This window comes from Planococcus sp. TJ-201, assembly GCF_058268495.1.
In genome coordinates, this window is record NZ_JBZDOG010000002.1 from 1 (window position 1) to 19,382 (window position 19,382).

Consider the following 19,382-nt stretch of genomic DNA (forward strand, 5'->3'; position numbering starts at 1 on the left):
ATGTAAGTGTGTCATCAATAATTGAGCTGATGGCGGATTGGGTTGCTACTACACCTTCTAAACCTTTTGTTGTTGTCATGTAAATCTCTCCTTTAAATTTATTGTACCGTGATGTTTTTACTAAATATTACTATACTGAAATTTGAGTAAAGCGTTTACATTTTAACGCTTAAATAAAATTCGAAACCACTATCAATGCACATTTTGAGGAATTTGTGACTATTTTGTGTTGTTTATTTACCTTAACTTATTTTGCTGAGAACTTCATAATAATTGACTGCGATTAGGTTTATTTTGTCTAAAGCAGAAGAAATTGATGTTGAAAGAGAAGATTTTGTAATTTGGACATCGCATAAAACGATAATGATGCAAAAGAAGAAAGAATACTCTGGCAAATATTTTATAATAATATTTTTTTTGCTTTGTTTAATCTTACTCCCAGCTGGTTTTCAAGCCCGAAAAACGCTTAGCAAAAACTATTATTGCCAAAAAAGTATTTGTTTTATTTTGAATAAGGAGGTATTCTCTGAAGAATCGCTTCTGAAAAAACAGAGTGGATTTTTAATTTAAAGGAGGATGCTCGATGGGAAAAACAAAAAACAGGTGGCTGATTGCTCTGGCAGCGATTGCTATCCAATTATCAATCGGGGCGGCCTATGCCTACAGTGTATATACGACGCCAATCAGTAGTGAAATGGGTTGGGCACCTAAAGAAATTACATACGCCTTTACAATTATGATGGCTCTTGGTGGTATCTCAGCCGCATTCTTTGGAGGATTTGTTGAAAAGAACGGACCTCGGAAATCCGCAATTGTGGCAGCATTCTTGTTTGGTTTTGGACAAGCCGGTGCAGGGTTTGCCATTCAAATCGATTCGCTGATCTTATTTCTTCTAACATATGGCTTCTTAAGCGGCCTTGGGCTTGGAGTAGGGTACATCGCCCCAATTTCGACTCTAGTTAAATGGTTTCCTGACCGAAGAGGATTGGCCACGGGAATGGCGGTTATGGGCTTTGGTGCAGGTGCATTAATCACGGCACCAGTTGCAGCTGACCTAATCGGTACGTACGGTGTCAGCACAACCTTTTATATTCTTGGAATCAGTTATTTTATTTTGATCCTCTTAGGTGCCGCTTACATTGCGCCGCCGCCGAAAGATTGGATGCCTCAAGGAATGCAGCAGGCGATCGACTCGGGCAAAAAAGTGATGAAGAAAGATTTGGCGCAATTGACTGCTAAAGAAGCAGTAAAAACCCGCCGTTTCTGGATGCTTTGGTCGATGATGCTGATCAATGTCAGTGCAGGCATCATGATCATTTCTGTAGCATCACCGATGTCACAAGAAATGATCGGTCTATCTGCAGCCGGCGCTGCTACGTTAGTTGGCATTATGGGAATTTTCAACGGCGGAGGACGTCTTGGATGGGCAGCACTTTCTGATTACATCGGACGTCCGACCGTTTTCACCATTTTCTTCGTGCTGCAAATTATTGCTTTCACGATGCTTCCGAACATTGGAAATGTACTCATATTCCAAGCGATGATTTTAGTCATTGTCAGCTGCTACGGCGGTGGGTTCTCAAATCTTCCAGCGTTTATCGGCGATTTGTTCGGAACAAAACAGCTGGGCGCAATCCATGGTTACCTATTGACAACGTGGTCAATGGGCGGCATTATCGGACCGGCAATTGTCTCGCAAATTCGTGAGCGTACAGACAGCTATGTTCCAGTGTTCTATGTTTTTATTGTGTTAGTCTCCATCGCTTTCCTAATTTCACTCTTGATCCGTTGGGACATTAAGCGGGTTGAAGGACAGCAGGAATCACAAAAAGCTGCCAACTCTTCAAAAGGGTTGAATTTGCAAGAAGGCAACAACTGATTTATATAGTTATAAAGTTATGGTGATAATAGGTCTATAGTTTATAATTTGTTGAAGGCAATTTTGACAGAAATTCATCGAAATAAATAGAAAAGTCGTTTCTGAAAACTTTCAGAAACGACTTTTTTTTGGAATATAATATGTAACTCTTAGACATAGCAAGGGGAAGTGGCACTTCCAAAATTGATAAACTCTAATAGTTTCTCAACTTACTTCCCGAAACTGATTGGGATTCCAATGCGACACGAGCATCATTTTTTCATTGCAAATATCAAATGTCTGCCGCTCTTTTTGTTTTGCCTGTAAGAGAAACCATCCGGACTTAAAAATGTACAGACAGGCTCAACAAAGATCTGTCCAGTTGGAACCCCTGCCAGTTCGCATTGTTTTTTGACAGTTGCTTGATTGTCGATATGGTATTTACTCGTAGCTTCGTTAAAATAAATGAACGCATCAGCATAACCCAGAGAACGGAATTTTGAATACACGTCCTCATCGACTTCAAATTGCTGTTGGCCGATGGCTGCACCGATCTGGATGTCCAAATCAGCAGGATGGGAATGTTCAATTTCGATTAAGTGGCGAAGCAACTTAGGCATGATTTCTTTGATCGTGCCTTGCCAACCGGAATGGACAACGGCAATCAATCCGGTTTTTTTGTCGCGGAGAATGACAGGTACACAGTCCGCCGCAAAGCTGCACAGTACAAGCCCGGCGTCATACGTATACAAAGCATCGGTATCGGAAAAGGCATCCGCTGTATCGTATGCGCCACGCCCGCTATCTGCTATGGAAACTTGCCGAAAGTTTGCACTATGTGTTTGCTGCGTACAAATAAATGCAGCCAGTGGAACATTTAACCACTGAGCCAGTTTTTCTCGATTGGCTATAATCGTTTCTGGGTTTTCACAAGCATGCAGCGCCATATTATTTTGTTCGGGTGCTGCCGAATCTCTTAGTGTCATGCCCGAAACAAAGCGCTCGTCATTTGCGTATCGTTTTGCTTTCATTTTCATCACCTTTCTCTAATGTAAAGCAACTCGGAAATTCTGTACAGCAAGGAGAGGAAACTGTATTTTTAAAAAAGGAAAAAGACGTTCCAGCACTGTCAAACAGTGGAGGAACGTCTTTTGATGTGTTGTTAGACTAATGATGCCGGTTTAGTAAGTGCATCATCGACAGAGACAAAGTCAAAGCCAAGGTCTTTGGCCACAGCTTCATATGTCACATTGCCGTTTGCGGTATTAACGCCAAGTTTTAACGCCGGATTTTCAGCTACTGCACGCTGAACACCTTTGTTGGCCATTTGAAGTGCATAGCCTACTGTGACATTGGTCAACGCGATAGTGGAAGTACGTGGCACAGCGCCAGGCATATTGGCCACAGCGTAGTGAACCACTTCGTGTTTCAGGTAAGTAGGGGCGTCATGTGTGCTGATGCGGTCTGCTGTCTCAAAAATGCCGCCTTGGTCGATGGCAATGTCGACAATTACCGATCCAGGGTTCATTGACTGAACCATTTCTTCCGATACCAATTTAGGTGCTTTTGAACCTGGAATCAAGACAGCGCCAATAACCAAATCAGATGCCTTAACTGCTTCTGCGATATTGAATGGATTGGAAATCAATGTGGTAACATCCGTTCCAAAAAGATCATCCAATTGGCGAAGCCGTTCCGGACTTAAATCAATCATCGTTACTTGCGCGCCAAGGCCAATTGCCATTTTTGCTGCATTTGTTCCTGCCACACCGCCGCCAATGATCGTTACTTTTCCACGTTGCACGCCAGGGACACCCGACAAGAGGATGCCTTTTCCACCGTAAATTTTCTCTAAAAATTGCGCGCCAACTTGAGCCGCCATTCTGCCGGCTACTTCGCTCATTGGTGTCAATAACGGCAAGGTCCGGTTAACCGAGACCGTTTCATACGCAACTGCTGTTACTTTATTGTCGACCAATGCCTGTGTTAAAGCAGGTTCAGCTGCCAGGTGCAGGTAGGTGAACAATAATAGATCCTCACGGAAGTATTGGTATTCAGAAGAGATCGGCTCTTTTACTTTCAACACCATTTCAGCAGCCCATGCTTCTTGAGCGGTAGCGACGATATTCGCGCCGGTTGCAATGTAATCTTCGTTTGTAAAGCTGCTTCCAAGTCCGGCATCTGTTTCGATATTGACTTGATGTCCAGCTCTTACAAAAGCATCGACACCAGCAGGAGTAATCGCCACCCGGTTTTCGTTGTTTTTAATTTCTTTTGGAACCCCAATAATCATTTTTTTTCCCCCTATTAAACGGATCGTGTAGATATCCATAAGTATAGCGAGAAGAGCTTATTTGTTCATTGGATGAAAAAAAGAAAGAAAGCGGTTTCTTTTGTGAAATTTCACAAAAGGCTATTTCCCGTCGAGTTTTCGGGCTTTTAAATCGAGGTAAATACTGATTTTCTCGTGAATATTGGTTAGCTGAATATCCCCAATTTCCGTGATGCGCTTGATTCGGTAATGGAGGGTGTTGGTATGCACAAAGAGTTTTTTGGCTGCATCGTTCATATTGCTGTCTTGCTGGATAAAAACTTCAAGTGTCTTCAGCAAATTGGATTTATGTAGAGCATCATATGCTTCGAGCTTAGCGATGGCTGGATGCTCATAACGTTGAGTCCGCTGCTCTTTTTGGATAAGGTCCAAATACCTGAAAACACCCAGATGGCGAAAATGATGGACATGCTCCAACTCCACTGGAAAACGTGACTTCATTTTCAACACGGTCAATGCCTCCTGATAGCTTGTCTCGGCTTTGTCGAAATCATTGTAGCTTGTTCCCGAACTTCCTTTAATGCCTTTAACAAAAAATCGGTTAGCCATTTCAGAGATGAAAAACGAAATAAAGTCGCCAAAAGCTTTGTCATCTTGCTGTGAAGGATGGGGGGATGCAATAAGAATCAGTTCTTCATCCATCACTACTAAAAAATGATTGGTAATTTTTTGGCTGGTTGTGATCAAGTAGGAAACTTGCTCTTCCATTTTTCGAGTAATGTCCTGTTCAAAACGAAAAGCAAGAACGGTAAAGCTGGTAGGCATTTTTAAATTCAAATCGTAAAACTTATTTTGGATTTCATTCAGATTTTTGTATTGTCCAGTTAACAGCTGCAACAAAAAATCCTGATAGTTTTCTTCTTTTCGTTTGCGGTTTTGATAAAGCTTCGACATTAAAGGCATGGCAGCAACCGCTGCATCCCGCAGCAGCTCCAGCTGTTCATCAGTCAGCTTTGACTGGCCTTCAACTATCCATATATAGCCAAGGGTTTCATTGTTTTTTCGAATAGAGATCGCCACCCGGTCGCGAAGTCCGATGTCTTCTATATGGGAAATGCGCACCGCAGAGTTTGACTGCAGCAATTTTGGAATCACGCCTTCTTTCCAAAGTCGGTTAATGACTTTTTCGGGAACACGGTGGGAAATGATTGTACCGATGCGCGCTGAATCTGTATCGTCTTCATGAGAGCTGTATGCATGCAGCCGGTGATTGGTGTCCTCGATTGTTGCTGGACAATGAAAAGTTTCCTGGATGCAGTCAACCAATTCATTTAAGTCAAAAAATGATTTTTTAAATGGGTTTTTGTGTGGCATTTCGTACATGGGGCAACTCCTCTAGCGGCGCTCTAAATCACGCTGCATTCATTGATCGTTACACCCTAGTATAACGAAAATGAGCGGCTTACTCTAGACCCGTAGGAAAGACTGTGAACAGAATTCCAAATAAGCACAATAGATTCCGATGGCTTTGCGCTGATTAAGGAAATGTATGGGATAAAGAGTTTGATGCACCTATCAGAGTGGTATCAAGAAACTACTTAGACCTGTTCCGTAAAGTGTTAGAGTGTAAAGACGAATTTTAGTCGCATTGGATTTTAATTCAATAGGAGGTTTTCCAGCATGCCATTCGAAATTATTCAACAGGATATTACAAAAGTAAAAACAGATGCCATTGTCAATGCTGCTAATTCGGAGCTGCAGATGGGCGGAGGCGTTTGCGGAGCGATTTTTCATGCAGCCGGTGCAGCACAACTGCAAAGGGCCTGTGACAAAATTGGAGGGTGTCCAGCGGGAAAAGCTGTTTTCACCGATGCTTTCCGATTGCCCTCAAAGCACATTATCCACACGGTCGGCCCTGTTTGGCGCGGAGGTTCACAGGGGGAAGAAAAGATATTGCGGGAGTGCTACCAAAACTCTTTGGAATTGGCTCGATCACTCAATTGCACATCAATCGCGTTTCCACTGATTTCTGCAGGAATTTACGGATACCCGAAAGATCAGGCACAGCAAGTGGCCGTTTCAGAAATAGAAACCTTTTTAGAAAAAAACGATATGCATGTGCAGTTGGTGCTGTTCGCCAATTAATTTCTATGCCTGTTTGAAGAAAATGTGAAAACAAGCCGCAATTCCAGTAACGGAATTGCGGCTTTTAGAAGTTTGCCTATTACTTTTGAAGTGGAGCCAAAGCATCTTTTTTTGGCAAAGGAATAGCGTATTTCACGTCTGCAGCAGTTCCAAGAGGACATGGATTCAGCCGGAAATGGTCGATGGCGTCACCGATTACTTGCGCATGCTTTTGAAGCTCTAAATCAGCAAAAGATACATAGTCGATCGACAACAGAGAGTCGGAAACCTCAATCAAGCGGATAGCTTGTTCATCGAGCACGGCTGCCAGCTGCAAGAATGTCCAATTCTCACGCGCTGCGATAGAGTTAAAGTGGTTGTGGCCGTTGACATACAAGCCAACGCCTGTTTTTTGAGATAAGATTTCCCACATTGGAATGTCCGGGTGGATAGAGCGTTTTTCTTTCGTCGAATTTTTAGTGGTGCCATGAATCGGGTGATGCCCAAAAAGGATAAGCGGCCGATTTTCCGTTTCCTGTACAACAGCAGACAGCCAATCTTGTTGCAGTGAATCCATCGTTCCGCCCCAATCGGCATAATTTTGTTCTTGCGCGGTGTCCAAAAAGGCCAAAACAACCGAATTTGTTGAAACTTGATGGAAGCGGTGCTGCTTAGTGATGGCAAGTACTTCTTTACGTGTCATGCCATACACATCATGGTTGCCGAGAACGTGCTTGAATGGTTTTCCATGTTTCTCAATAATGGAATAAACATCTGCCAGTTCATCATGCGTCCCAAAATTAGTCAAGTCGCCGATAGATACATAGAGGTCAGCAGGGATGGAAAAAAACTTTTCTAAAAAAATCTCATAAAACGTTTGTCGATCTTTTTCAATAAAGGAGTAGGTTTCTTTTAATGCCGGGTAATGCAAATCACCGATCACCGCAATTTTCATCAGCTTTTCTGCCCCTTTCAAGCGTTTCTATAGACAGTATCGCATGAAATTGTTGAGCTTCTTTTAAGCCGGCGTAAAAGTTATATGAATCGGCAAAACTAACAGCTATTTCGTTTTCAGGACGCCGCTCTCAATCAAATTTGTTAAAGCACCCATATTTTTGAATCGGAAATATCCACTTAAGCGATTCAAGTCTTTCTGTGTCCAATTTGCGTATTCCGAATTGAGTTCGTATCCTTGTTCTAACTTCTGCATCAAGGTTTTGGCAAATTCGATTTGCTTTTCTGTCAAAGGCTTTTGCTCGGTTTTTGCTTTATTGGCAATTAGCTGTTTTGTCACTTGAGATGGGGAATTGATGGTTTTATGAATGTTATCGGTATAAAAGCCGCTTTTTATCCACTTCAGATCGTCCCTTGTCAGTTTGAACCATTCACCTTCCAATCGCTTTGCTGAAAAATGTTGGTGGAACGCAGCTTCTGTTTGATGGTGATCTGCAGTTTTGATGAGGAAAATCAGCTTGTTTTCAAAAGGCAACTTCACATTAAAGACATTCATGCGCCGGTCGATCTGCTTTGTTTTGCCAATCTTAAATGAACCGGTCATGTATTCCTGAACAAAGTAAACATATCCGGGTGCTTTTCCAGGGAGAGTAGGGAGCTGGATAACGCGATCAAGTTCCTGTTGGTTGGAGTCGAAAAGGTAGATTTTATCTGAATGTACAGGTTGAAACGTGGGTTTTTCGGCGGGATGGTTTTGAGATTTAGTGAATTTAGCAAAAAAATTTTTGAACATGGCACATGCCTCCTCAAAGCGGTTGGAATAATTAGGGCTTATCCCTTATTATAGTATAAATACGAAGAAATAAGAGGGTAGAAGTAGAAAAAATGTAAAATATTTAACTAACAAGGATATGTCTGGAAAAAATGATTAATTGAAACGTTTATTTTGAATCTAATCAATCTAAAACTAATGAACAATACAAACTCGTTACTGCAACAGTCCTCCGTTTAATGTGCTGTATTCCTGAATAGATAAGAGGAGAAGAAAAGATCGCCAATGTTATTAGCCAAAAAACAGAAGCGTACTTAGACTGCAAGTCAGCAAAGCAAAGGAAAAGAAAAAGGAGAATTCATAAAGATCTGGACAGGATGAGCTGGCCGCAAAATCATATTTCCGAGTCAGAGTCTGCGAATATGGACATATTTTTTAAATAGTTAACAATGATAATATTTTGCTTTCTTATATGTATAAATTTCTTGGAGCCTTGATATGACTAGTCTCAGGTTTTTTTTGAAAAAAACGAAGCGGTAGGGGAGGGGACTTGCTACGAGCAATCAACCGAAAATAAAAGTGCCAAGTTCAAGGTTTGAAACTCTACTAAATGCCATTGCCTTGCTAAGTTTTTTTGCGATGCTGCTGTATCTATTGATCCAATTTGACGCATTGCCAAATCAAGTGCCAAGTCATTACAACGGAGCCGGAGAAGTGGATGGATGGGGAGGCAAAGAACAGCTATTTCTGCTTCCAATAATCGCTGCTGGTTTATGGATAGGTATGTCGGTACTTGAAAGACATCCTCATACTTATAGTTATAATTATATAAATTTGACAAAAGATAATGCCGAACTCCAGTACAAAAATGGCAGAAGAATGATGAACGTATTGAAAAATGAAATACTGCTTTTTTTCAGTTTTATTACTGTCCAGAATATCCGAGTGGCTTCTGGAACGGCAGAAGGAATGGGTGTCTTTTTCCTGCCCGTTTTGTTAATTGTAGTATTTGGCAGTGTATTGTTTTTCATGTTGCGGATGCTGCGTTATTAAAATGCCAAAAATAATTGGTGTTGTTGAGCGGAATTTGCTGGCAGTTTGTTGTACAAGCCACTTGAGAATTCATTTGGAAACTGATTGCCTGCTTTTTTGCTCGATGGCATGGTTATGGGCGCGATGAGTAAGCTAATAAAGATTTTCGCAGAGCAGCAACGAAAAATGACCGTCCATCATTTGAACATCATCTGTAAAGAAAAAATAGATAGTTAAAATAACGGCAGCGAAGATGTTGATAGCATCTTCGCTGCCGTTATTTATTGGTGCGACTGAGATAAATCTGCATCTTTTTAATTTAATTGATTATTCAGAAAAAACTAACATCTTTTAATGGGAATATGCTAACATCTAAGTAAAGTCAAAATACTTACAACTTTGTACTTATATTGTGAAAGAGGTGAGAACTGAAGCATTTGCAATAAATAGCATAAAAGAGTTTCGAAATCCGAAGGTGTTAGCTAAATGAACATTTCTGCATTTTACTTGTCTTTTTGGCGTAATTACTACAGAAGAGGGGGATTCAAAATGGCTGAAGGTAAAAATCGTGCGCGTATTCAACGCTTTGGAAGTCATTTAAGCGGGATGATCATGCCGAATATCGGCGCCTTTATTGCATGGGGCCTTATTACGGCATTGTTTATTCCAGCCGGCTGGTTGCCGAATGAAGATTTTGCAGCTTTAGTAGATCCAATGATTAAGTATTTACTGCCGTTGTTAATTGGGTTCACGGGTGGACGGTTGGTCTATGATTTCCGAGGCGGAGTAATCGGAGCTACAGCTACAATGGGTGTCATTGTAGGAGCCGAAATTCCGATGTTTTTAGGTGCAATGATCATGGGGCCACTTGCAGCGTATTTGATGAAATTAGTCGATCGCTTGTTTTTGGACAAAATTCGGGCCGGGTTTGAAATGCTCTACAACAATTTCTCGGCTGGTATTTTAGGTGCAATCCTTGCATTGATTTCATTAATTGGTGTTGGTCCTATAGTCAATTCATTAACCAATAGTCTGGCTGCTGGTGTTGAAGTAATTGTGGATGCTGGCCTGTTGCCTTTAGCCAGCATCATCATCGAGCCAGCAAAAATTTTGTTTCTGAACAACGCCATTAATCACGGGCTGTTGAGTCCATTGGGTGTTGAACAAGCTGCAGCAAATGGAAAATCCATCTTGTTCCTGTTGGAAACAAATCCTGGTCCCGGTCTTGGTATCCTGCTTGCTTTCAGTATTTTTGGCAAAGGGATTTCCAAGAGCTCGGCTCCCGGTGCAGCCATCATTCAGTTTCTTGGCGGGATTCATGAAATTTACTTCCCTTACGTGTTGATGAAGCCATTGTTGGTATTGGCGGTCATCGGAGGGGGAATGAGCGGCGTGTTCACTTTTGTATTATTCGATGCAGGGTTAGTCGCAACGCCGTCTCCCGGAAGTATTTTCGCTTTGCTGGCGTTGACGCCGCAAGGCAATTATGTAGGCGTAGTTCTTGGGGTGTTGGTAGCGGCAGCTGTTTCTTTCACTATTGCTTCCATTATTTTAAAAACGACCAAAGATGTCGAGGAAGATTTGACCGCTGCTACTGGAAAAATGGAAGAAATGAAGGGTAAGAAAAGTTCAGCTGCCGGATATTTGGCGCCTAAAGCTGCTCAAGGTCCTACCGACACTTCGGATGGTGAAGTGCTGCAAGAAGGAGCTGTAGTGACATCAGACCCAGGGATGAAAACAGCTGATCAAGTTCGGCGTGTCGTATTTGCTTGTGATGCAGGGATGGGTTCCAGCGCGATGGGAGCCTCTTTACTGAAAAATAAATTTAAAAAAGAACAAATAGATATACCGGTTACGAATACTGCCATCAGCCAATTGCCTGAAGATGCAGATATTGTTGTTACCCATAAAGATTTGACCGCGCGCGCAAAAGAAAAATTGCCACAGGCAGAGCATATTTCAGTAGAAAACTTTATGAACAGTCCAGAGTATGACAAATTGGCACAGCGCTTAAAAAATAAAGAATAGAACATGAAAATTCGGATAGGAGTGGTGGACATGGCAAAAGCAGTATTGAAAAAGGATAACATCAAATTAAATGTGCCGCTTGCTACAATGGAAGAAGGCATTCGGTATACGGGAGGAATCCTGGTAGATAATGGCTATGTGGATGCTGGGTACATCGATAAAATGCTGGAACGGGAAGGAATGGCTTCTACTTTTATGGGCAATAGCCTGGCGATTCCACACGGTACGGAAGATGCCAAAGCGAATGTTCTGGAAACCGGCATATCAGTGGTTACAGTACCTGAGGGTATTGATTTCGGCAGCGGCAACATCGCCAAAATTCTGATTGGCATTGCTGGAAAAAATAATGAACACTTGGAGATTTTGTCCAATATTGCGATTGTCTGCTCTGAGGAAGAAAATATCGAAAAAATACTGAATGCTTCTTCAGAAGATGAGATTATGGAGATTTTTAGTGAAGTGAGCTAAAAAGTAGCACCATACTGGCTGATAAAAAAGAGCGACTTTGTCGCTGAGTTTCGAAGAATTACTGCCATAAGTTTTAAAAATGTTCATTTGGTAATAGTTTGTTCACATCTTCTCTATATACTGAGGTTATTTAAAGTTTATGGAGGTTGGAGAGAATGAGTAGAATCTTATTTTGTGCAAACCCAAAACAGAAAAAAATGAGTGAAATCGTTACAAACTTGAAAAAGCAGGGCATCAATGCGGAATTGTGCAAAAAAGCAGCGAGCTTATAAAAATGGAAAAACCTCGCAGACCACACGGGTCAACGAGGTTTTCTATTTTGAGAGCGGTTAGTAGCTTAACGCTTTTTCGTACATCCATCTTTTCAAGTTGCCGATCGAATGAAAAGAGATGGCTTCCCCAGTATCTTTGTGTTCTGCTTTAACGATGACATCGAATTCATTGGGCGTGAACAACCAACCGTCTTCCACTAATGCACGTGCCATCTTCACGATCATACTTGAGCCTTTAATAGAGTCCAAGTTCATTTTAACCATCTCCTTTTTTCGGTAGTTGAATTTTATTATATTCCATTAGTCGGAATTTTTAAACTATTATTTTCTGGATTTCTTAAAAGTTTTTGTTCAATTCTATTCCCATGGAATTACAAATCAAAACCAATTTTACAGAAAATAAAAAAGCGATGTCACGTAATGTGATGTCGCTTTTTAGGCTGTCAAGAATTCGGGGTTTTAATGACTTCACAACAGAAGGATGAGAGTTTGATAATTTTAAAGTAACTTCACAAGCTCTGTAAAAGTCGCTTAAATTTTAGTCAATTGGCCGACAATGACTTCCACTACATTTTTAATATAGGGATCTTTTTCTCTTTTGATGGACGCTGGAGTAAATGTGCGGTGCTTCATAATTTCATAATACTCATACATGCTGTCTTCCAACAAAAGGCCTTCATCCATCAAAAAAGAGGAATTCAAAATTTTTCGCAAAGCAGCTTCGTCTTGAGCAACGACAAGTGATGGGTTGAGCGGATTGAATACGCCGTCCTCGATGCCCTTTTCGTAAAAGGCATGAAGTGTGGCGATGCGTTGATTTGCTAATTCCAACTTTCGTTTGTATAAGTCCGGACAGGTGGATTTTAATTCGCTTAAATAGATTTCTGACGCATACACGGTGGAAAATGCAGCTTGCTCAAAAACAGTTGGCAATCGTTGAATATATGAAAAACGAGAATTGTTAATAAATTGGTTGGTTTTTTTCAAGTAGTCAATATAAATTTCTGTTACTTCCAGGATGATGTCTTCTTTTGATGCGAAAAAATTATAAAGGGAAGCCCTGCTGATTCCCATTAAATGAGCTAAATCCAGAATCGTTAACGTAATAAATCCTTCGGTACGAACGGTCTCCATAATTTTTTCAGCATAGGAGCGGCGCATAATTTGCCGTTCTTCCGGTGTAATCTTCCGCATACAAACACCTCCATCTTGTGAAAATTATAACACATGTTAGGTGGAAGGAGATTGCCATTTTTTACACGAGTTTGTTTGAGTGGACAAGTGAAGGGGGTAAAGATGTATGATGAGAACAATAATAGACTGTTTTTCAAGAAAACGTCTAAAATACAGAAATGGAGTTGGATTGATATGGCAAAAGGAAAAACGGCAATTATTACAGGTGCCAGCAGTGGGATTGGCCAGGCAACGGCGAAAGAATTAGCTTCTAAAGGATATCAAGTCCTTCTTGCTGCAAGACGGGAAGACAGATTGGTTGAACTAAAGAAAGAAATCGAAGAAGCTGGTGGTACAGCTGAATATAGAGTTACAGATGTTACATCAGCAGATGAAATGAAAGCATTAGCTGAAAAAGCGATCGAAAAGTTTGGGCAAATCGACGTATTGGTAAATAACGCCGGGTTAATGCCTTTATCCTTTATGAATAAATTAAAAGTGGATGAATGGGATAAAATGGTTGATGTCAATATCAAAGGGGTTCTTTACGGGATCGCTGCTGTATTGCCAATCATGGAAAAACAAAAGTTCGGTCATGTGTTGAACGTGTCATCTGTAGCTGGCCATATGGTCTTCAAAGGAAGTGCGGTATATAGCGGTACCAAATACGCGGTTCGCGCTATTTCAGACGGATTGCGGCAAGAAATCGATCCATCTCACGAAATCCGTGTAACCATCGTTTCACCTGGTGCCGTCCAGACGGAACTGACGGATACGATTACAGACGAAGATGTACTGGCTTCGATGAAAAACCGCGGTTCGATGAAACCACTTGAAGCGCAGGATATTGCCAATGCAATTGCCTATGCAGTTGAACAGCCGGCACATGTTGACGTCAATGAGATTTTAATTCGCCCTAGACAACAGGCGTAAACCCAAAAGAGAATGGAGACGATAAAAGTGAAAACCGATTTTTCGAAAATTTATATAAATGGTGAATGGATTCAAGGTTCAAGCGACAGCCAAATGAAAAATTCCAACCCGTTCACAGGGGAAGAACTGGTGACAACTCAAGCCGCAGATAAAAGTGATTTAGATGCTGCCTACAAAGCAGCTGCTGAAGCACAAGTGGAATGGGCAAAAGAACTGCCTCAAAACAAACAGGCTGTCATGGAAAAAGCATTGAACGTAATGCAGGAAAATAAAGAATTGATTATCGACTGGCTTGTTAAAGAAGCAGGCAGTACGGTTATCAAAGCCACGGTCGAGTTTGGTGCTTCCATAAACATCTTAAAAGAAGCGATCACCTTCCCGTTCCGTATGGAAGGCAAAATTCTTCCTTCGCAGCAAGCAGGCAAGGAAAATCGCGTTTACCGCAATGCTCTGGGAGTAATTGGCATTATCAGCCCGTGGAACTTCCCGTTGCACTTGGCGATTCGTTCCATCGCGCCAGCACTTGCTACAGGCAATGCAGTTGTCATCAAACCCGCAACGGACACTCCGGTGACAGGCGGCTTGTTATTTGCCAGCATTTTCGAAGCAGCTGGTTTGCCTAAAGGATTGTTAAACGTTGTCGTTGGACGCGGCTCGGAAATTGGCGACGATATCGTTACGCACCCAACACCACGCCTTATTTCGTTTACTGGATCAACACCAGTCGGAAAACGCATCGGTGAACTTGCCGGAGGTGCTCTGAAGAAAACAGCACTTGAGCTTGGCGGCAACAATAACTTTATCGTGTTGAATGATGCCGATGTTGATCAGGCTGTCGATTCTGCATTGTTTGGCAAGTTCTATCACCAAGGCCAGATTTGCATGGCGATTAACCGCATTTTTGTTCATGAAGATATCTACGATGAGTTTGCAGAGCAATTTATCGATCGTGCCGGCAAATTGAAATTCGGCAATCCGGCAGAGCAGGATACGCAGGTTGGACCGCTGATCAATCGTGATCAAGTTGACCGTATCCTTAAAGACATTGATGCGACTGTCGAACAAGGTGCGAAAGTACGTCTTGGAGGAAAAGCAGAAGGCAATGTATTGGAGCCGACTGTATTAACAGGCGTGACCAACAGCATGCCGCTTGCTGAAAATGAAATTTTTGGACCGGTTGCCATTTTAATTCCGTTTAGCAGTGACGAAGAAGTGGTTGAACAAGCGAACGCTTATCCGTTCGGATTGAGTGGAGCCGTCCATTCAGCAAATATCGAGCATGGCACAAATATTGCACACCAAATTCATACAGGCATGATCCACGTTAACGATCAGCCGGTTAATGATGAAGCACATATGCCGTTTGGCGGAGAAAAAGATTCAGGACTTGGCCGCTTTAACGGCGAATGGGTACTGGAAGAGTTTACGACTTTGAAATGGTTATCGGTTCAGCATCAGCGCCGCGAATATGGACCGTTTGTCAACAATACAAAAAAATAAGGAATTGATGAAACGGCAGCCTCAGAGATGGGGCTGCCGTTTTGTATCTTCTGCTTTTTTACAGAGGAGATCGTGAAGGGAAAGTCGAATTCAACAGCAACCAAACCATTGGGAAAGGAGTTGATGAAAATGGCCGGATGGTTACCTCATGTATACGACCTGGCAATGAAGCCGCTGGAAAAAACCCGTTTTGAGAGGATTCGTGCTGAGCTTGTTCGAAAAGCGCAAGGAAAGGTATTGGAAATCGGTTTCGGCACAGGAGCTAACTTTCGCTATTACCGAAATGTTTTACGGGTCGATGCCATTGAACCAAACCCGGCAATGGGCAAGCAAGCAGTCAAACACATCAAAAAATCACGGATACCCATTCGTCTTTACGAAGCAAAAGCAGAGCAGCTGCCGTTTGCCGACAACAGTTTTGACAGTGTGGTTGCAACCTTGGTTTTTTGCTCCATCCCGGAACCGATGCGTGCTCTTCGGGAAATTCAACGAGTTAGCAAACCAGGAGCCAAGCTTCTTTTATTTGAACATGTCAAAATGGATCAAAAACTACTGGGGAAAACGCAAGAGGCTTTGACGCCGATCTGGAAAAAGCTGTGCGACGGCTGCCATTTAAACCGAGACACTCTTGGGTTAGTAAGGAGTTCGGGTTGGGAAGTGCAAAAGGTGACTTCCTACTACGGTGGGTTATTTTTGACCATTGAATGCCGCAATCCGCAACGATGATCCCTCTTTAACAAACCAGCAGATAGAAATTCAAGAAAGAAGGCGCTGCATGTGAGTGATTTTATTCGCATCGAAGGAGCTTTTGAAAATAATTTGAAAAACGTCTCAGTCGCGATTCCGAAGCAGCAACTCGTCGTAATTACCGGTCCTTCCGGCTCTGGAAAATCTACATTGGCACTGGATATCATCCAACGAGAAAGCCAGCGGCAATATATGGAATTGAACGGTTTGACCACCAATTTCATCAATAAGCCTAAGGTGCAATCCATCAGCGGGCTGTCGCCTTCTATTGGCATCGGGCAGCAGCAAGCGAGCAATCGAAATCCACGTTCAACTGTCGGAACGGTGACTGACATGTATACGTATTTGCGTGTCATTTATGAAAAACTGGGCATACGAAAATGTCCGAATTGTCACCAAATGGTCCGGAAACCGTTGGAGCTGGATGAGGAAAGTGAAACGATGGCTTGTTCTGTCTGTGGTTACGAAATGAAAAACTTAAGGAAGGCCCATTTTTCCTTTAATACAATTGAAGGCGCTTGCGAAGCCTGTTCGGGACTGGGGAGAAAGCTCGGGATCCGGACAGAGCGTGTAGTGGATCTCGAGAAAAGTTTAAATGAGGGAGCAGTGACCATCTGGAATGCGGCGGTCGCCGATTATTACGGCAACTCCGCTGTTGCAGCGGCCCTTCACTATGGCCTTAAACTTGATAAAAACCTGCCAGTAAAGGACTGGCAGGCGGAACAAAGAGATTTACTTTTTTACGGAGTGGAAAGTGAAGAATTCAAAAAGCATTATCCCGAAGTTCCACCCCCGAAAACGGTAGCCAAAGGAAAGTTTGAGGGTGTCTTGACCGGGATGTGGAGACGCTATCAGGAAAAAGGCGGAAACTCAGGAGAAGCAGATTTTTTCTTCCAGGAAACCTGTCCCGGGTGCCAAGGAACCAAGTTAAAAGAAGAAAGTCGACAAGTTAAAGTGAATAATAAATCGATTTCTGAGGTTTCCCAAATTCCGTTAGATGCCATACTTTCCTGGGTAGAGGAGATTTCACGGGATTTTAGAGCGGAAGACGAATCGGTATCGGCATCCCTCGTTTTTGAACTGCGTGAAAAAATTAAGCGGATCATTCATGTGGGCATCGGCTACTTGTCCATGGAAAGGCAATCTGCCACTTTGTCTGGCGGCGAAGCTCAGCGGCTCAGGCTAGCAACTATTCTGGGTTCCAGTTTGACGGGCGTCTTATATATATTGGACGAACCGACTGCTGGACTGCATCCAAAAGACACGCAAGGATTGATTGATGTGTTGAAAGAATTGCGGGACTTGGGCAACTCGGTTCTAGTCATTGAACACGACGTGGATGTCATGAAGCAGGCAGACTGGATCATCGATCTGGGTCCAGCGGCTGGAATAAACGGCGGGGAAATTGTTGGGGAAGGCACACTGCTTCAATTAGTCAACCAAAACTATTCGGTGACCGGGGCTTACCTAAAAGAACCCGAACTGCCCGGAAAGATTCACAGAAAAGGCAATGGGCATCAAATAACCATCCATAACGCTTACAAAAATAATTTAAAAAACATTACGGTTCGTATTCCGCTCGGTACGTTTACCGCAATCACCGGGGTATCAGGTTCTGGTAAATCTTCTTTAGTGTTTGAAATATTGGCAGCTAGCGGAGGGATTGACCACGTTAAAGATGGCTATGACCGGATCACTGGAACAAAAGAACTCAGCGGGATGGTAACAGTTGACCAATCCAGTTTAACCAGGATGCAGCGGTCGAATGTGGCAACGTATACAGAGGTCTACATGCTGTTGCGGAATTTGTTTGCCAAATTGCCACAGTCAAAAAAAGCTGGGCTGACCGCAAAGCATTTTTCATTTAATACAGAAGGCGGCCGCTGTGAACACTGTCTCGGAATGGGCTATGTTTTTACACCCATGTATTTTTTGCCGGATGTGGAAGTGGTTTGTCCTGTTTGTTCAGGAAAACGTTTTAAAGAGGAAGTATTGGCCGTAATGTACCATGGGCAGTCAATTTCAGACATCCTGAATGTCAGTATTGAGGAAAGCGCTGTTTTTTTGGGTGAACAGAAAAAAATCCTCTCCACTATCGACCTGCTCTGTGAAGTCGGGCTGGGTTATCTAAAATGGGGCCAGACCTTGACCACTTTATCAGGTGGTGAAGGGCAGCGCTTGAAATTGGCTAAAGAATTGAATCGAAAAAGCAGAGGAGAGACGCTGTACATTTTGGATGAGCCTTCCACCGGCCTTCACCCGAACGACGTCAAAAAGCTGCTTTTATTGCTCAATAAACTGGTGGATGAAGGACATACTGTCATTATTGTAGAGCATAATACGCAAATTATTCGGGAAGCTGACTGGGTCATCGATTTGGGGCCTAATGGGGGAAATGAAGGCGGGCAGGTCATCGCTGAAGGAACTCTGGAAGAGATAAAGGCCAACGAGAACTCTTATACAGGCAGATATTTGTAAGTGAAGATATAAAATTAGTTATCTGAATTAAATGTAAATTCAGACATTATAAATTGACAAAAAAATATTATTTTTTATAATAATGAGTAGAAGGGGTGTTTCTTCAGCTTATGGAAGTGAAATTGCCATAGGAAAGAGAAGTTTTGGGTAGTCTACTTTGTTGCATAACCGATTTATGGGAAAGAGTTCAATTGAAATTTAAAAAACCTGAGCTAGAGAGGAGAGTATTGAAATGAGACTTTTGCCAAGAAAACGGGATGATTTTTTTCCTAACCTTTTCGACAGCAACTTTGAAATGGATGTATTTGATCGCTTTTTTAAAGAAGCCAATTATCCCCAAGTAGACATTAAAGATGCCGAAGATCATTACGAAGTGGAAGTGGACATTCCTGGCTTTGCCAAAGAAAATATTTCCGTGGAGTACAAAGATGGTTACCTTCGGCTTCAAGGCAAGAAAGAAGAAAACAAAGAAGTAACAGAAAACGACGGCCACTATATCCGGAAAGAACGATCCTATGGGTCATTTAAACGCAGTTTCTACATTGGCGAGGTAGATGAAAACCACATTTCCGGTTCTTTCAAAGATGGCGTATTAATGCTGCAAGTGCCAAAATCAAAAGAGGACAAGCAAAAAGAGGAAGGCCATCAAATTATGATCGAATAGTGTTGATTGTAGCTGACAACAGATTGCCCATAAAAATCGTCCTTTCTGCAATGGTTGTGCAGTAACTGCCATTATACAGAAACGGACGATTTTTTGATGATTTTATT

General features: G+C 42.3%; 18 protein-coding genes. 11 read left to right on the top strand and 7 right to left on the bottom strand.

All coding sequences use genetic code 11. The features are described from left to right. The first annotated feature begins 294 nt into the window (after positions 1–294). Together AC4EG4_RS05685 and AC4EG4_RS05690 are read left to right on the top strand one after the other, a co-directional pair. Complete coding sequence (locus tag AC4EG4_RS05685; RefSeq protein ID WP_490987187.1) at positions 295–570, top strand: hypothetical protein; 276 nt, start codon at positions 295–297, stop codon at positions 568–570. A gap of 13 nt (positions 571–583) precedes the next feature. After that, complete coding sequence (locus AC4EG4_RS05690; protein WP_490978337.1) at positions 584–1,879, top strand: L-lactate MFS transporter; 1,296 nt, start codon at positions 584–586, stop codon at positions 1,877–1,879. Between the two features lie 251 nt (positions 1,880–2,130). Here AC4EG4_RS05690 and pgeF read toward each other — a convergent pair whose 3' ends face one another. The 3 genes from pgeF to AC4EG4_RS05705 form a co-directional block, all read right to left on the bottom strand. Beyond that, a complete protein-coding gene (gene pgeF / locus AC4EG4_RS05695) occupies positions 2,131–2,889 on the bottom strand; it encodes a peptidoglycan editing factor PgeF (RefSeq protein WP_490978946.1) in 759 nt (252 codons plus the stop codon). Between the two features lie 131 nt (positions 2,890–3,020). Beyond that, on the bottom strand, positions 3,021–4,151 hold the full coding sequence (gene ald / locus AC4EG4_RS05700; RefSeq protein ID WP_490978338.1) for an alanine dehydrogenase: 1,131 nt from the start codon (positions 4,149–4,151) through the stop codon (positions 3,021–3,023). A gap of 120 nt (positions 4,152–4,271) precedes the next feature. Next, the gene (locus tag AC4EG4_RS05705; protein ID WP_490987188.1) at positions 4,272–5,513 is read right to left on the bottom strand and encodes a PucR family transcriptional regulator; all 1,242 of its coding nucleotides are present in this window, start codon (positions 5,511–5,513) and stop codon (positions 4,272–4,274) included. Positions 5,514–5,810: 297 nt separating this feature from the next. Between AC4EG4_RS05705 and AC4EG4_RS05710 the strand changes: the two genes are divergently transcribed. After that, positions 5,811–6,275: a macro domain-containing protein gene (locus tag AC4EG4_RS05710; RefSeq protein ID WP_490987189.1), complete on the top strand. Its 465-nt coding sequence runs from the start codon at positions 5,811–5,813 to the stop codon at positions 6,273–6,275. A gap of 79 nt (positions 6,276–6,354) precedes the next feature. On the opposite strand, the gene AC4EG4_RS05715 is transcribed toward AC4EG4_RS05710, so the two are convergent. Then, complete coding sequence (locus tag AC4EG4_RS05715; protein ID WP_490987190.1) at positions 6,355–7,209, bottom strand: metallophosphoesterase family protein; 855 nt, start codon at positions 7,207–7,209, stop codon at positions 6,355–6,357. Between the two features lie 105 nt (positions 7,210–7,314). Next, positions 7,315–8,001 (bottom strand): GIY-YIG nuclease family protein, encoded by a 687-nt coding sequence (locus tag AC4EG4_RS05720; protein WP_490978342.1) that lies wholly within the window; start codon positions 7,999–8,001, stop codon positions 7,315–7,317. Between the two features lie 558 nt (positions 8,002–8,559). On the opposite strand from AC4EG4_RS05720, the gene AC4EG4_RS05725 reads away from it, so the two are divergent. From AC4EG4_RS05725 to AC4EG4_RS05735, 3 genes are all read left to right on the top strand, one after another. Then, positions 8,560–9,033: a DUF1648 domain-containing protein gene (locus tag AC4EG4_RS05725; protein ID WP_490987191.1), complete on the top strand. Its 474-nt coding sequence runs from the start codon at positions 8,560–8,562 to the stop codon at positions 9,031–9,033. 528 nt (positions 9,034–9,561) lie between these two features. Then, positions 9,562–11,040: a PTS mannitol transporter subunit IIBC gene (locus AC4EG4_RS05730; RefSeq protein WP_490987192.1), complete on the top strand. Its 1,479-nt coding sequence runs from the start codon at positions 9,562–9,564 to the stop codon at positions 11,038–11,040. A gap of 30 nt (positions 11,041–11,070) precedes the next feature. Next, positions 11,071–11,508, top strand: a complete 438-nt coding sequence (locus tag AC4EG4_RS05735) for a PTS mannitol transporter subunit IIA (RefSeq protein ID WP_490978345.1) — start codon at positions 11,071–11,073, stop codon at positions 11,506–11,508. A gap of 329 nt (positions 11,509–11,837) precedes the next feature. Here the strand turns inward: AC4EG4_RS05735 and AC4EG4_RS05740 are convergent, their stop codons facing one another. Together AC4EG4_RS05740 and AC4EG4_RS05745 are read right to left on the bottom strand one after the other, a co-directional pair. Next, the gene (locus tag AC4EG4_RS05740) at positions 11,838–12,035 is read right to left on the bottom strand and encodes a hypothetical protein (protein ID WP_490978346.1); all 198 of its coding nucleotides are present in this window, start codon (positions 12,033–12,035) and stop codon (positions 11,838–11,840) included. 276 nt (positions 12,036–12,311) lie between these two features. Continuing rightward, positions 12,312–12,974: a TetR/AcrR family transcriptional regulator gene (locus AC4EG4_RS05745; protein ID WP_490987193.1), complete on the bottom strand. Its 663-nt coding sequence runs from the start codon at positions 12,972–12,974 to the stop codon at positions 12,312–12,314. 174 nt (positions 12,975–13,148) lie between these two features. Here AC4EG4_RS05745 and AC4EG4_RS05750 point away from each other — a divergent pair, with 174 nt between their 5' ends. The 5 genes from AC4EG4_RS05750 to AC4EG4_RS05770 all read left to right on the top strand — a co-directional run bounded on the left by AC4EG4_RS05750 (position 13,149) and on the right by AC4EG4_RS05770 (position 19,275). Next, complete coding sequence (locus AC4EG4_RS05750; protein WP_490978348.1) at positions 13,149–13,886, top strand: SDR family oxidoreductase; 738 nt, start codon at positions 13,149–13,151, stop codon at positions 13,884–13,886. A 27-nt stretch (positions 13,887–13,913) separates the two neighbouring features. Next, positions 13,914–15,386, top strand: a complete 1,473-nt coding sequence (locus AC4EG4_RS05755) for an aldehyde dehydrogenase family protein (RefSeq protein ID WP_490987194.1) — start codon at positions 13,914–13,916, stop codon at positions 15,384–15,386. A gap of 129 nt (positions 15,387–15,515) precedes the next feature. Next, positions 15,516–16,112 carry a class I SAM-dependent methyltransferase gene (locus tag AC4EG4_RS05760; protein ID WP_490987195.1) on the top strand — a complete coding sequence of 199 codons (597 nt, stop codon included), beginning with the start codon at positions 15,516–15,518 and terminating at the stop codon, positions 16,110–16,112. Between the two features lie 51 nt (positions 16,113–16,163). Further along, on the top strand, positions 16,164–18,611 hold the full coding sequence (uvrA, locus tag AC4EG4_RS05765; protein WP_490987196.1) for an excinuclease ABC subunit UvrA: 2,448 nt from the start codon (positions 16,164–16,166) through the stop codon (positions 18,609–18,611). Positions 18,612–18,843: 232 nt separating this feature from the next. Continuing rightward, positions 18,844–19,275, top strand: a complete 432-nt coding sequence (locus AC4EG4_RS05770) for an Hsp20/alpha crystallin family protein (RefSeq protein ID WP_490987197.1) — start codon at positions 18,844–18,846, stop codon at positions 19,273–19,275. Positions 19,276–19,382 lie beyond the last annotated feature (107 nt).